This window comes from Nocardiopsis sp. NPDC006198 (assembly GCF_040613895.1).
GTDB lineage: Bacteria > Actinomycetota > Actinomycetes > Streptosporangiales > Streptosporangiaceae > Nocardiopsis > Nocardiopsis tropica.
On record NZ_JBEXSY010000014.1, the window covers coordinates 72077 to 85555 of the forward strand.

General features: G+C 74.3%; 10 protein-coding genes. 3 read left to right on the forward strand and 7 right to left on the reverse strand.

What is annotated here, in order from left to right; translation table 11 throughout:
* Positions 1 to 15: 15 nt before the first annotated feature.
* Complete coding sequence (locus ABZ234_RS12410; RefSeq protein WP_355012049.1) at positions 16 to 1287, forward strand: glycosyl hydrolase family 18 protein; 1272 nt, start codon at positions 16 to 18, stop codon at positions 1285 to 1287.
* Positions 1288 to 1462: 175 nt separating this feature from the next.
* On the opposite strand, the gene ABZ234_RS12415 is transcribed toward ABZ234_RS12410, so the two are convergent.
* Positions 1463 to 4111 (reverse strand): bifunctional FO biosynthesis protein CofGH, encoded by a 2649-nt coding sequence (locus ABZ234_RS12415; RefSeq protein ID WP_355012050.1) that lies wholly within the window; start codon positions 4109 to 4111, stop codon positions 1463 to 1465.
* Between the two features lie 306 nt (positions 4112 to 4417).
* On the opposite strand from ABZ234_RS12415, the gene ABZ234_RS12420 reads away from it, so the two are divergent.
* The gene (locus tag ABZ234_RS12420; RefSeq protein WP_355012051.1) at positions 4418 to 5383 is read left to right on the forward strand and encodes a lysylphosphatidylglycerol synthase domain-containing protein; all 966 of its coding nucleotides are present in this window, start codon (positions 4418 to 4420) and stop codon (positions 5381 to 5383) included.
* Positions 5384 to 5521: 138 nt separating this feature from the next.
* On the opposite strand, the gene ABZ234_RS12425 is transcribed toward ABZ234_RS12420, so the two are convergent.
* The 3 genes from ABZ234_RS12425 to ABZ234_RS12435 all read right to left on the reverse strand — a co-directional run bounded on the left by ABZ234_RS12425 (position 5522) and on the right by ABZ234_RS12435 (position 9697).
* On the reverse strand, positions 5522 to 6649 hold the full coding sequence (locus tag ABZ234_RS12425) for a glycosyltransferase family 4 protein (protein ID WP_355012052.1): 1128 nt from the start codon (positions 6647 to 6649) through the stop codon (positions 5522 to 5524).
* Entirely contained in the window at positions 6646 to 7578 is a 933-nt protein-coding gene (locus tag ABZ234_RS12430; protein WP_267948286.1) for a glycosyltransferase family 2 protein, read from the reverse strand. Before ABZ234_RS12430 ends, ABZ234_RS12425 begins: the two co-directional genes overlap by 4 nt.
* A 64-nt stretch (positions 7579 to 7642) precedes the next feature.
* Positions 7643 to 9697, reverse strand: coding sequence for a hypothetical protein (locus ABZ234_RS12435; RefSeq protein ID WP_355012053.1), 2055 nt, complete (start codon positions 9695 to 9697; stop codon positions 7643 to 7645).
* A gap of 246 nt (positions 9698 to 9943) precedes the next feature.
* Here ABZ234_RS12435 and ABZ234_RS12440 point away from each other — a divergent pair, with 246 nt between their 5' ends.
* Positions 9944 to 10756, forward strand: coding sequence for a TIGR03089 family protein (locus ABZ234_RS12440; protein ID WP_344186269.1), 813 nt, complete (start codon positions 9944 to 9946; stop codon positions 10754 to 10756).
* Positions 10757 to 10810: 54 nt separating this feature from the next.
* Here ABZ234_RS12440 and ABZ234_RS12445 read toward each other — a convergent pair whose 3' ends face one another.
* From ABZ234_RS12445 to ABZ234_RS12455, 3 genes are all read right to left on the reverse strand, one after another.
* The gene (locus ABZ234_RS12445; RefSeq protein ID WP_267948283.1) at positions 10811 to 11002 is read right to left on the reverse strand and encodes a hypothetical protein; all 192 of its coding nucleotides are present in this window, start codon (positions 11000 to 11002) and stop codon (positions 10811 to 10813) included.
* Between the two features lie 256 nt (positions 11003 to 11258).
* On the reverse strand, positions 11259 to 12473 hold the full coding sequence (locus ABZ234_RS12450; protein WP_267948282.1) for an amidohydrolase: 1215 nt from the start codon (positions 12471 to 12473) through the stop codon (positions 11259 to 11261).
* Positions 12474 to 12529: 56 nt separating this feature from the next.
* Positions 12530 to 13348, reverse strand: a complete 819-nt coding sequence (locus tag ABZ234_RS12455; RefSeq protein ID WP_267948281.1) for a helix-turn-helix transcriptional regulator — start codon at positions 13346 to 13348, stop codon at positions 12530 to 12532.
* Positions 13349 to 13479: the final 131 nt, after the last annotated feature.

Sequence of the window (13479 nt, forward strand, 5' to 3'; positions counted from 1 at the left end):
GAAAGGAGCACCCCCATGCTCAGGACTCATCGCCACAGCCGGTCCAAGGGACGCAAAGCCGCTCTCGCCGGTACCTTCGCGGTTCTGGCGGCCGCACTCGTGGCGGGCTTCACCCAGATCGCCCCCTCTCCCACCGAGGCGGAGACCGTGGCCGACGGCGAAACCGTCCAGACCCAGCAGACCGGGCAGTGGCTCACCGGTTACTGGCACAACTTCGAGAACGGCTCCGGGGTGATGCCGCTGACGGAGATCCCCGCCGAGTACAACATGGTGGCCGTCGCCTTCGCCGACAACCACGCCACCCTCGACGGCGGCATCACCTTCAACCTCGCGAGCAGCGAACTGGGCGGCTACACCGACGCGCAGTTCCGGAGCGACATCGCGGCCGTCCAGGCCCAGGGGCGCAAGGTCATCATCTCCGTGGGCGGCGAGCTCGGCCACGTGAACGTCACCAACCCGACCCAGGCGCGGAACTTCGCCGACACCGCCCACCAGCTGATGCAGGACTACGGGTTCGACGGGGTCGACATCGACCTGGAGCACGGCATCAACGCCCAGCACATGTCCGACGCCCTGCACGACCTCGGCTCCCGGGTCGGTCCGGGCCTGATCGTCACCATGGCCCCGCAGACCATCGACTTCCAGAGCCCCGACCGCGAGTACTACAAGCTCGCGACGGACATCGCCGACATCCTCACCATCGTGAACATGCAGTACTACAACTCCGGGTCGATGCTCGGCTGCGACGGCCAGGTGTACAGCCAGGGCACCCCGGACTTCGTCGCGGCGCTCGCCTGCATCCAGCTGGAGATGGGACTGCGCCCCGACCAGGTCGGCCTGGGCCTGCCCGCGGTGCGGTCCGCGGCCGGCGGCGGCTACATGGCGCCGAGCCAGGTGGTGCGCGCACTCGACTGCCTGGAGACCGGCGCCAACTGCGGCTCGTTCTCCCCCCAGACGCCGTACGGTCCCATCGGCGGCGTGATGACCTGGTCGATCAACTGGGACGCCACCAGCGGTTACGCCTTCGCGAACACCGTCTCCGCCCGCCTGGACAACCCGGGCGGCGGCGGACAGCCGACGGAGCAGCCCACCGAGCAGCCGACGGAGCAGCCCACCCAGCAGCCCGGCGAGTGCACCGCCTCCGCCTGGTCGTCCGGCTCCACCTACACCCAGGGCGACCGCGTGGCCCACGGCGGCCGCGAGTACCAGGCCCGCTGGTGGACCCGGGGCGAGGAGCCGGGCACGACCGGCGAGTGGGGCGTCTGGACCGACGTCGGCGCCTGCTAGGGCCATAGCCGCGCGGAGCCCCTCCCCTCCCGCTGCGCGCGGTTCCCGCGGACCCCCTCCCACCACTCCCATCCCGGTGGGGGTCCGCCTCCCAGGAGAAGGGGCGGAGCGCCATCACCCGGCGTTCCGCCCCTTCGTGCTCCCCCGGTCCCGGGCGCGCCCGCCGGCGGACCCCTCAGACCAGGGGGAGGGACGGGCGCAGGACGCTCGGCGCCACGCCGTCGCTGGCCTCCGCGACGCGCTGCCGCTCCCGCGGCACCTCCCCGTAGAGGGTGGTGCGCTGCCGGACCGGCCGGCCGGTCGGCTCGACCATGGAGCGGATGTCGGTGATCGTCTTGTACGACCCCTGCCCCGAGCCGGCCATGCGGCTGATGGTCTCCTCCATCAGGGTGCCGCCCACGTCGTTCACGCCGCCCGCCAGCAGTTGGCGGCAGGTGTCCTCCTCCAGCTTCACCCACGAGCACTGGATGTTGTCGATGTGGCCGTGCAGCAGCAGGCGGGCCAGGGCGTGCACCGCGCGGTTCTCCCTGACGGTCGGCCCCGTGCGGGCCAGCCCGGCCAGGTAGATGGGCGAGTTGGTGTGCACGAACGGCAGCGGCACGAACTCGGTGAACCCGCGGCGCCCGTTGCGCTCCACCGACCGCTCCTGGAGGGAGCGCAGCAGCTTGATGTGCGCCACCCAGTGCCTCGGCGAGTCCACGTGGCCGTACATCATCGTCGACGTGGTCGGGATGCCCAGGTCGTGCGCGGCCGTGATCACGTCGATCCACTCGCTCGCGGGCAGCTTGCCCTTGGTGAGGATCCAGCGGACCTCGTCGTCGAGGATCTCCGCGGCCGTGCCGGGGAGGGACCCCAGCCCCGCCTCGCGGGCCCGGGTCAGCCACTCGCGCACCGGCAGGTCGGTGCGGGCGGCCCCGTTGACCACCTCCATCGGGCTGAACGCGTGGACGTGCATGTCCGGGACGCGCTCGCGCACGGCCGACGCGATGTCGAAGTAGGCGGTGCCGGGCAGGTCCGGGTGGATGCCGCCCTGCATGCACACCTCGGTCGCCCCGGCCTTCCAGGCCTCCTCGGCCCGGTCGGCCACCTGGTCGAGCGAGAGCGTGTACGCGTCGGCGTCGGTGCGGCGCTGCGCGAACGCGCAGAACCGGCAGCCGGTGTAGCAGACGTTGGTGAAGTTGATGTTCCTGGTCACGACGTACGTGACGTCGTCACCGACGACGTCGCGCCGTACGCGGTCGGCCAGGTCCGCGAGGGCTTCGAGCTCGGGGCCGTCCGCGTGCAGCAGGGCGAGCGCCTCGTCGTCGTCCAGCCCGGCGGGGTCGGCCTCCGCGCTGCGCAGCGCCGCGGCGATGTCCGGGTCGAACCTGCGGGGCACCGCGCCTTCCCGGTCCACTCCGGAGCGCAGTTCGTCCCAGTCGCCGTAGACGGAGTCGAAGTCGCTCCGGCGGTCGCCGGTGCGCCCCTCGGTGTCGATGCCCGTGTGCAGGTCGGTGCGGCCGGAGGAGACCAGGACGGCCTCGCGCTCCTGCCAGGGCCGCCCCTCGATGACCGCGTCCTCGCGGGCCAGGCCGGTCTCCGGGTCGGCGAGCGCGGCGACGTGCCCGGCCAGGCGGGGGTCGAGCCACGGCTCACCCGCGCGGATGTACTCGGGGTAGACGGTGAGCCGCTCGCGGAGCGTGAACCCCTGGCCGGCGGTGCGCGCGGCCAGGTCGTCGATCTGGGGCCAGGGGCGCTCGGGGTTGACGTGGTCGGCGGTGAGCGGCGAGACGCCGCCCCAGTCGTCGATGCCCGCGCGCAGCATCAGCGCGTACTCGTCCACGCCGCCCGACTCCGCCCCGATGAGGTTCGGGGGCGCCTGGATGTGCGCCTTGGGGCCCATGACCAGGCGGGTGACCGCGATCGTGGCGGCCATCTCCTCGCGTTCGGCGTCGGGCCGGTGCATCATCGCGGTGCCGGGCTTGGCGCGGAAGTTCTGCACGATGACCTCCTGGACGCCGCCGTGGCGGCGGGAGACCCCGCGTATCGCGAAGACGGACTCGGCGCGGTCGGCGACCGTCTCGCCGATGCCCAGGAGGATGCCGGTGGTGAAGGGGACGCTGGAGCGGCCCGCGTCCTCCAGCGCCCGCAGCCGCACCGCGGGGTCCTTGTCGGGACTGCCGTAGTGCGCCTGGCCCTTCTCGGTGAAGAGCCGGGTGGAGGTGGTCTCCAGCATCATCCCCATCGACGGGGAGACCGGCTTGAGCCGCTGGAAGTCCGACCAGGTCATGACGCCCGGGTTGAGGTGCGGGAGGAGCCCTGTCTCCTCCAGGACCATGATCGCCACGGCCCGCACGTAGGACAGGGTGTCGTCGTAGCCGTGCGCGTCGAGCCACTCTGCGGCCTGCTTCCACCGGTCCTCGGGCCGGTCCCCGAGGGTGATGAGCACCTCCTTGCAGCCCGCCTCGGCGCCCTTGCGGGCGATCTCCAGGACCTCGTCGGGCGACATGAAGGGCGAGTCCAGGCGGCCGGGGACCGTCGCGAACGTGCAGTAGTGGCAGCGGTCGCGGCACAGGCGGCTCAGGGGGACGAACACCTTGCGGCTGTAGGTGATGACGCCGGGGCGGCCCGCGGCCTCCAGCCCGGCGTCGCGCACCCTGCCGGCGTGTTCGAGCAGGGTCTCCAGGTCCTCCCCCCTCGCGTGCAGGAGGACCTCCGCCTCGGCGACGTCGAGCGTCTTGCCGTCCCGGGCCCTCGCCAGGGCCCGGCGCATCGCGGAGGGGGTCGGCGGCCGGGAGGCCGGGGCCTGGGAGGACACGGGGAAGGGGTCGTTCGCACCACTCATAGAGCGCACCCTACGCCCCGGCCGTTCCGCCCACGCGGACGCATCGCCGCTCGCGGAGGGGCCGGGGCCGCGCCGGCGGTGACCGGGCCCCGGCCCCTCCCCCGCCGCCCGTGCCGCCCGTGCGGGGACACGGGCGCGGCCCCGGGCGGGCCGGACCACCGGTGCGACCCCGGACCTACCGGACCACCGGCGCGACCCCGGGCGGGCCGGACCACCGGTGCGACCCCGGGCGGGGCGGACCACCGGTGCGACCCAGGGCGGGTCGGAAGAGACATAGGGTCGGCAGGTGAGCGAAGGAGGAGTTGCGTGCTGAGTCGGCTGCGCGGCAACCCGTGGGTCCGGTTGGCGCTCTTCCTCGCGGTGTGCGCGTGCGCGGGCGCGGCCCTGCACGCGAACTGGGCGCAGGCCCGGGACGCCGCCGCCGAGCTCCCGCTGTGGGTGCTCCCGGCCGCGGTCCTCTCGGGCATGGCGGGGCTGACCGCCCAGATGCTCGCCTGGAGGGCCCTGCTGGCCGGGCTCGGCTCACCGCTGCCGCGCCGGGTGGCGTCCCGCGTGATGTTCGTGGGCCAGCTCGGCAAGTACCTCCCGGGCTCGGTGTGGGCGTTCGTCGCCCAGGTCGAGCTGGCCCGTGACCGGGCCGTGCCGCGGTCCCGCGGCGCCGCCGCGACCCTGCTCGCCGTCGGCGTGACGGTCGCGGTGAGCCTGGCCGTCGCCGCGGTCGCCCTGCCCCTGTCGTCGGCGGAGGCCGCCCGGCGCTGGTGGTGGGCGCTGGCGCTGACGCCGCTCCTGCTCGCCGCCCTGCACCCCCGCGTGGTCGGCCTGGGCATCCGGCTGGCCGCCCGCCCGTTCGCGCGCTTCCGGGAGGTGGCGGAGGCCGGTCCGCTCGGTCTCGGCGGGAGGGCGATGGCCTCGGCCGCGGGGTGGACCCTGGTGGCGTGGGTTCCCCTGGGGGCCCACGTGTGGTTGCTGACCTGGGCCGTCGGCGGCGACGCGGTGCGCTCTCTGGGCCCGGCCGTCGGCGCGTACGCGCTGGCCTGGACGCTGGGCCTGCTGGTCGTGTTCGCCCCCGCCGGGCTGGGCGTGCGCGAGGCGGTCCTGGTGGTGGCGCTGGCCCCGGTGGTGGACGCCGGGGCGGCCCTGGTGGTGGCGGTGCTGTCGCGGCTGGTGATGACCGCCGCGGACCTGGCCTGGGCGGGGCTGGCGGTCGTGTTGTCGCCCGCGCCGGAACCGGGCGCCGACGCGTCGCACGGCGGCCCCGCACGGGCGCGCTGAGCCCACCGGCCGCAGCCGCCGCCCGCGCAGGCGGTGGCCCCGCACGGGCGCGCCGAGCCCGGATCCGCGTCCTCGCCGACCGGGCGCGCACGGGCGCGCCGAGCGCCGGAGCCCGCCCTCCCCCCGGCGCCCCGCGCCTCAGGCCCCGAGCAGGCGCTCGGTGTAGGCACGCCAGTAGGGGTCGGCGTCCACCGGGCGGACCCCTGCGCGCAGCCGCGCCGGCTCCCCCGGGGCGTAGAACTCGCCGAGCGCGCGGGCCAGGTCTGCCGCGTCGCCCGGCTCGCACAGCAGGCCGTCGACCCCCTCGCGCACGTGGTCGGCGAGCGTCCCGGCGCGGGTCGCCACGACCGGCAGCCCGTGCTCGTGGGCCAGCCACACGTTCTGGGTGGCGGTGGCGGTCCGGTAGGGCAGGACGACGGCGTCGGCGGAGCCGAACAGGCCGGGGAGGTCCTCCGCGGGCACGTACCCGTCGAGGAGCCGGACCCGGTCGGCGATCCCGAGCGCGGCGGCCCGGGCCTCCAGCTCGGCCGTCCCGCCCCAGAACTCCCCCGCGACGGTCAGCGTCACGTCCGGCGGCGCTCCCTCGGCCAGGGCGCGCAGCAGCAGGTCGACGCCCTTGTAGGGACGGACGATGCCGAGGAACAGCAGGTGCCTGCGCTCGCCGCCCGGGGGCACGCCGTCCGCGGCCGCGGCTCCCCCCGTCTCGGGCAGGTGCGGCGGCATCTCGGCGACCACGGGCACGGCGCGGCCCGGGCCGAGCAGGCCCTCGGCGAGGAGGGCCTGTCCGGGCGAGTGCGTGACCACGCCGTCGGTCCGGCGCAGCAGGGCGCGGACCAGGGACACGTCGACCGGCCGCCGCTCGTGCGGCAGCACGTTGTGGCACAGCGCCACCACCCTGGTGGCGCCGCGACGGGACCTCACCCCGGCGATGATGCCGAGGTAGGCGGGCACCTGGACCGGCGAGAACACGGTGAGGACCACGAGGTCGGCCTCGCGCGCCAGCCGCCGCCCCGCCCGCCACCACCCGTCCGGCCGGTACCAGGCCAGGTCTCGGCGGGTGTCCGGGTACGGCTCCCCCTCGGGGTCGGCTATGGTCTGCCGCCCCGGGTACAGGGCGGCGGGGTACTGGGCGCGCCAGGACTCGATCGCCGTGGGGTGGCCGAGCGCGCTCAGCCGGTGGGCGAGCTCGGTGGTGTGCCTGGCCCCGCCGCCCTTGTACGGGTGGGCGGGTCCCACGAGCGCGACCCGGGCCGGAGCGCCGGTCACGGGTTCTCCCGGGAGCGCACGATCAGGTCGGCCAGCAGGGCGATCGCCGCGATGATCAGGCCCGTCATCAGGATCATGACGGTGTTGTTGGGGATGTACAGCGGGTTGCGCACCTGGTCGAACACGAACTTGGCCGTGCCGAGGCCCAGCAGCACCAGCGCGGGCGGCATGAGGACCTTGAGCGGGTTGAAGTACATGACCATGCGCAGCACCTGCAGGATGTACCGGTAGGCGTCGCTGACGAAGTGGAACTTGGACTTGCCCGCCCGCTTCGCGTACTCGATGGGCACGTACCTCACCGGGTGCTGGTTGGACAGGAACGCCAGTGTGATGGTGGTGACGCAGGAGAACCCGGGCGGCAGCAGCCTCAGGTAGGGGCGGGCGACGTCGCGCCGGAAGACGCGCAGCCCGGAGTTGAGGTCGGGGATGCGGGTGTTGGTGAGCCGCTCGGCGATCTTGCGGATCATCCACTTGGCGGGGACCCGCAGCGCCTTGTGCGAGCCCATCTCCTGGGTGCGGGCGCCCACGACCTGGTCCAGCTCGGGGTCGGCGTCGAGCATGGCGACGAGTTCGGGAATGCGCTCGTTGGGGTAGCTCATGTCCGCGTCGGTCCACACCACGAACTCGCCCCGCGCCCGCTGGCTGCCGAGCCGGCGCACGGTGCCGGATCCGCCGTTGTGCCCGAACGCGATGACGCGCATGTGCGGGTAGAGGCCCTGCACGTCGCGCAGGCGCTCCAGGGTGCGGTCGGTGGAGGCGTCGTCCACCGCGAGCAGCTCGTAGCCGTAGCCGGAGCCGTCCATGGCGGCACAGATCCGTTTGACCTCGTCGACGACGTGGTCTTCCTCGTTGTAGCAGGGCAGCACGATGGTGACCCGCACGGGCGGGGTCTCGGCGGGCCGGCGGATGTCGTCGCTCGTCTGGCTCATGGGTTCTTCTCAGCGGGTGCGGGTGCGGGCGGGGGCGTTGTGGGACCGGTCCGCGGGGGCGGGGTCATCCCCCGGCGGGGAGCACGGTCACCCACACGCTCTCGTTGAAGGTCCAGTGGCCTGTCGGGGGTTCCATGAGGGTACTCGGATCCATCTGCGCCAGGACGTGGAACGGCCGCTCGACGTTCTCCGTGCTCCCGGTCAGGCCCTCCAGCACCTGCCAGTCCGAGGCGGCCAGGACGGCGTCGCGCCCGCGGCCGTGGATCTCGGCGACCACCCGGTCGAGGTCCTCCGGCGTCGGCTCGTCCATCGCCGCGGTGGGGACGCCGCAGACGTTCCGCAGGAGCGGCATGTAGTTCCCGGCCATGCCGGGGTCGACCACGACCACCGACGCGTCCTCCGGCAGCGACGCGCACAGCTCCTCGGTGGCCGCGACCGAGCCCACGTCCTGCCTGTACCCCATGATCCCGGCGGCCGAGGTGGCCGCGGCGGGGAGGAACACCGCCAGGGAGGCGCTCGCGGCGACCGCGGCGGGGAGGACCTGAAAGGCCGCCCCGCGCCTCCCCGGGGCCCCGGTGACCGTGCAGCGGCGGGTGAGCCACGCCAGGAACCAGACCGCGAACAGGATGAACGCCGGGATGACCAGCACGATCAGCCGCCTGCTCGCCCAGGGGTGGTCGGGGGTGATGGCGGGGCGCAGGAGCGTGGTCGTGACGGTCCACACCAGCAGCATGGCGGGCAGCAGCCACTGGGGGTCCCGGCGCAGGACGAGGCGGCGCAGCACCAGCGCCACGCCGAGGGAGGCGAAGAGGACGGTGCCCAGGCCCACGTACCAGCCCACCCAGTACAGGCTCATGTCGTAGTAGGTGCGGCTGCCCTCGATGGGCCACAGCCCCTCCCGCTCCTGGACCGAGGCCACCCAGGCGTCGGTGAAGTCGCTGCCGTGGCCGTAGTCGGGCCAGAACAGGGGGCGGATCGCGAACCCGACCATGGTGAGGAGGGCGAGCGCGGTCACCGCGTGGGGGAGCCAGCGGACGCGCTCCACGCGGGGGATCCCGAAGCGCCACAGGGCGGCCGTGGCCGCGGCCGTGACCGCGATGACCGCCGCGCTGATCAGCAGGAGGGGGTTGAGGGAGTCGGACAGGTACTCCAGATAGGGCAGGGACAGCCCGTACCCGGCGTACAGGCCCAGGCCGACGCCGAGCGCGAGCCCTCCGAGCAGGGGCAGCGCCTGCCCCCGCCGGGCCAGGAGCAGGAGGCCGATGAACCCGACCACGGGGAGCAGGTCGCGGATCGCGTCGATCCGCACCACCAGGGCGAGGCCGAACGCCAGCCCCGCCGCGGCGGCGAGGGTGTGGGAGGCCGACCAGCGGTCGGTGAGGGCGGTGCGGCGGACGAGCGCGTCGTAGGCCAGGACCATCCCGCCGATCAGGAGGATCTGGGTCAGGGGCTCGCTGTAGGTGAAGCGGCTCACCCACTGCTGGGGCAGGCACACGGCCAGCACGAGGGCGCCCAGGGGGGCCCAGCGCGCGCCGACCAGGCGCGCGGTGAGCCCGGCGAAGGCGAGCACGCCGAGCGCGCCGAGGAAGGGCGTGGTCACGAGCATCCCGTCGAGCCCGCCCAGCCAGTAGCCGATGGAGGTGACCAGCGGCGCGCCCGCCATGAACTGGGGCCAGATCGCCCCGTCCCGGTCGTAGTGGGCGAGGCTCTGGTAGCTGAGCGCCGGATCGTCGCCCGCGATGAGCTCGCGCTGCTGCGGGATGGGGAGGTGGCCGTTCTCCGCGATCCACACGGTGTACATGGCGTAGGAGGCGGGGTCGCGGCGGATGACCAGGGCCTCGGCGTGGTAGGCGACCTGCACGACGGCGAAGCCGACCGTGATCACCGCGACGAGCACGAGGGGCCACCAGGGGACGGCCTCGTCCTCGGGCGGGTCCGGGACGAACCGCGGCACGAGCACGCAGGCCGCGATCACGGCGGGCGTCCCCAGGACGGCCGCCGCCACAGGGGTGAAGGAGCCGAGGGCCAGGAGGGGGAAGGCCACCAGGAGCCAGGCCGACGCGGCGATCGCGGGGAGCGCGGTGACACGGGCGAGGAGTCGACCGGGGAGCAAGCGCATGGGGCAACTCTGGCAGTTCCCGGCGGGCTACGCACACCGTGCGGCGGTTCTCGTCGGACGTTCCGGTTCCGGAGGACCCGCCGTGTCCGGGCGGAGCGGGACCCGGGCACGGCGGGCGGGGCCGGACGCGGGACGGTGTGCCGGGCGGGGCCGCTCCGGCCGGCGGTGGATTGGCCCCGGCGGTGGTGGGACCGGCGCCCTCGAACGCCGGGAAGGGCGGAGGGCGGACGCCCTAGAGTGGCGGTCATGTCCGAAACTCCCGCGCAGCTGTGGCGCGCACTCGTCTCCGCCGACCCGTCCCGTCCGTTCGTGACCTCCTACGACTCCTCCGGCGGCCGTGTGGAGCTGTCCCGGGCCACGTTCGACAACTGGGTGTCCAAGACCTCGAACATGCTGGTGGACGGCCTGGGCGTGCAGCCGGGCGACCGGGTCGTGATCGCCCTTCCGGTGCACTGGCAGTCGCTGGCGTGGCTCCTCTCGTGCTGGTCGGTGGGCGCGGTGGCGGAGTTCGTCCCGGACGGCGGGGACGTCCCGGCGGGCGCGCAGGTCGCGGTCGCCGGCGCCGGACTCCTGGAGAGCGCGCTGGACAGCGGCGCCGACGAGGTCGTCGGCACCTCGCTGCACCCGCTGGGCCTGCCGCTGTCCGAGGTCCCGCCGATGGTGCTCGACTACTCCGTCGAGGTCCGGGGGTACGGCGACCGCTTCCCGGCCTACCCGGTCGACCCGGACGGCCCGGCGCTCCGGAGCGCCGGCGCACGCACGGGCGCGGACCTGGCGGCCGGGGCCCGGGAGCGGGCCGCGGCCTGGGGACTGTCGGCCGACGACCGCCTGGGCCTGTTCCTGGAGCCGGACGCGCCGATGACGGCGCTGGGCGGGGGCGCGGAGCTCCTGCTCGCCCCGGTCGCGGCGGGCTCCCCGATCGTGGTGACCCCGGTGGACCCCGCGGCCCCGGCGAAGGTCGTCGAGCGGGCGGAGATGGAGAAGGTCACGGTGGTGGGGACCGCCGCCGGGACGGCGCCCCTCGACGGGATGCCCTTCCGGTCGGTCGGTCGGGTCTGAGACGGCCGGGGGCGCCCGGCGCGTCCCCCGGGATCCCCCGGCCGCCGGCCCGCCTCAGACGGCCAGGGCGTGCGTCCCGCCGCTCCCGTGGTCCGGCGGCTCCGGCCGCCGGGCGCGGTCGGCCCGGCGCCGCTCCGCCCGCTCCCGGCGGCTCGCCCCGCGCACGAGGCGCTCCCGGGCCGCCTCGCGCTCCCTCTCGGCCCGGTAGGCCGCGGCGGCCTCGGCTGCGGCGTCGTGGTGGTTCATGGGGCCTCCCTGGGGTCCGTGCGCCGGGAGTCCTCCTCCCGACAGGCTCCAGAGTCGGCCTGAGGCGGCCCCGTCCGCCATCGGGACATCACCCCGAATACGGCGCGGGCCCCGCCTCAGAGGCGGGCGCCACCGCGCACCGCGGCCTAAGAGGGCCTCAGGGCCCGGGGCCCCGGAACCCTCCCGGCGCTCCGCGGGCGGCACGGGCCGCGGCCCCGGCCGGCCCTCGCCGCACCCGGGACCGCGCCCCTGCGTCCTAGTCCTCCCGGTAGAAGGCGTCCAGGGCCGAGCCCGAGCGCTTCTCCTCGTCGTAGGTGTAGACCTCGCGCCCCTCCACGAACACCCTCAGGGCCCGGCTCATCACGTCGAGCGGGTCGCCGGACCAGACGACCACGTCGCCGTCCAGCCCCGGCTTGAGCGAGCCGACGCGGTCGGAGATGCCCATGATCTCGGCCGGGTTGACCGTGAGGGCGCGGATCGCGGACTCGGGCGCCATGCCCTCCTTCACGCACAGGGTGGCCTGGTGGACGAGGAACTCGATCGGGACGACGGGGTGGTCGGTGGTCAGGGCGACCTTCACCCCCGCCCGGTCCAGGATGCCGGGGTTGGCCAGCGTCTTGTTCTTGACCTCGACCTTGGAGCGGCTGGTCATCAGGGGGCCGGTGATGACGGGGATGCCCCGTGCGGCGATCTCGTCGGCGAGGAGGTGGCCCTCCGTGCAGTGGTTGATGATGAGGCGGTAGCCGAACTCGTCCGCCAGGCGCATCGCCGTGTGGATGTCGTCGGCACGGTGCGTGTGCTGGCACCACGGGAGCTCGCGGTCCAGGACCCTGGTCAGCACCTCCAGGGTGTTGTCCCGGTCGAACGGGGTGCCCTCGCTCGCGGCGTGGTCGCGCTTGGCCTTGTAGTCCTGGGCCTTGGTGAAGGCGTCCCGGATGACCGCGGCCACGCCCTGGCGGGTGGAGGGGATCTGGTCCTTCTTGCCGTACACCCGCTTCGGGTTCTCGCCCAGGGCGCTCTTGACGCTGGCCGGCTGCTTGATCAGGCGGTCCTCCATGCTGCGGCCCCAGCACTTGACGGCCACGGTCTGCCCGCCGATGGGGTTGCCCGAGCCCGGCTTGACGACCGAGGAGGTGACTCCGCCGGACAGGGCGTCGACGAAGCCCCGGTCCGCGGGGTTGATGGCGTCGAGCGCGCGCATGCGGGCGCCGTTGGGGTCGGTCATCTCGTTGGTGTCGTCGCCGGCCCAGCCGACGCCCTCCTCGTCGATGCCGAGGTGGCCGTGGGCCTCGACGAAACCGGGGAGCACCCACTTGCCGGAGGCGTCGACGACGGTGGCGCCCTCCGGGACGGGGGTGTCCGCGTCCGCTCCGACCGCGGTGATCCTGCCGTCGGAGATGACGACGGTGCCGCCGTCGATGGGGTCGCCGTCCACGGGGACGACGTATCCGGATGTGATCGCGATATCCATGGCGGGCAACCTAGCCCATGACGGGACGTCGGCCCAAGGGCGGGAGCCCGCGCCCGTCAGCCGGCGGGCCAGCGGGCCGTCAGCAGCTCCGAGCGGGGCGTGAGTTCCACGGTGGCCTCCTCGATGGCCTCGCGGACCATCGCGCAGCGCCCCACCTGCTCGGACTCCGCGGTCAGGTCGCCGCCCTCGGCGGCGAACGCGTACACCATCGTGGGCCGGTCGGCGAACTCCATCATCCGGAACGCGCCGCCCAGGCCGGGGTGGTGCGCGGTCTGCTCGGGGATCACGCCCACGGTGACGATGCCGGCCTCGATCAGGTCGGCGAGGAAGTCCCGCTGGGCGTTGAGGACCTCCGCGCCGCCCTGGGGGCGCTGGAGGACGGACTCGTTGAGCACGACCCGCAGCACGGGGCCGTCCGGACCCGTCATCGCGGCCCGGTTGGCCATCTCCTCCTCCACCATCAGCTCCACCTCGTCCGGGGACAGGGCGGGGTGGCCGGGGCCGAGGACGGCGCGGGAGTACTCGCGCGTGCGCAGGAACACCGGGACGGCCATGGGCTGGTGCTCCCACAGGTCGGTCGCGTGCACGGCCAGCTCGCGCTCGTCGCCGAACTCGTTGGGGAAGGCCTCCGCCTGGAGGGTGATGGCCCATGCCTCGACCAGCTGGTGGTCGGTGCCGAGGACGTTGTCGACCCGCTCCACCAGCGAACGGGCCGGTCTGCAGTGGGCGTCCTCGACCTCCCGGAGCTTGTCGTCGGTCACGCCGACCGTGGCGGCGAGCTCGGCCCGCGAGAGCCCCCGGTCGGAGCGGGCGCGCAGGATCCGCGCGCCGAAGGGGAGCCACATCGCAGACGGCAACGCACTGTTCACACCCATGTCCCCTCCCGTCGCCTGGCGGGGCCGGCCTCGCATACCCTCGGGTCGACGCCCCGACCTCGTTCCCCGACCCTCTCTCGCGCCGGGGGCGCTGGTCAAGCGACCGTGCGGGTGCGGCGATCCGTGATAAG

Excerpts from the sequence above, each read along its gene's own strand:
- ABZ234_RS12410 (WP_355012049.1), top strand. The coding sequence starts at position 16 with ATGCTCAGGACTCATCGCCACAGCCGGTCCAAGGGACGCAAAGCCGCT.
- ABZ234_RS12415 (WP_355012050.1), bottom strand. The coding sequence starts at position 4,111 with ATGAGTGGTGCGAACGACCCCTTCCCCGTGTCCTCCCAGGCCCCGGCC.
- ABZ234_RS12430 (WP_267948286.1), bottom strand. The coding sequence starts at position 7,578 with ATGAGCCAGACGAGCGACGACATCCGCCGGCCCGCCGAGACCCCGCCC.
- ABZ234_RS12435 (WP_355012053.1), bottom strand. The coding sequence starts at position 9,697 with ATGCGCTTGCTCCCCGGTCGACTCCTCGCCCGTGTCACCGCGCTCCCC.
- ABZ234_RS12440 (WP_344186269.1), top strand. The coding sequence starts at position 9,944 with ATGTCCGAAACTCCCGCGCAGCTGTGGCGCGCACTCGTCTCCGCCGAC.
- ABZ234_RS12445 (WP_267948283.1), bottom strand. The coding sequence starts at position 11,002 with ATGAACCACCACGACGCCGCAGCCGAGGCCGCCGCGGCCTACCGGGCC.
- ABZ234_RS12450 (WP_267948282.1), bottom strand. The coding sequence starts at position 12,473 with ATGGATATCGCGATCACATCCGGATACGTCGTCCCCGTGGACGGCGAC.
- ABZ234_RS12455 (WP_267948281.1), bottom strand. The coding sequence starts at position 13,348 with ATGGGTGTGAACAGTGCGTTGCCGTCTGCGATGTGGCTCCCCTTCGGC.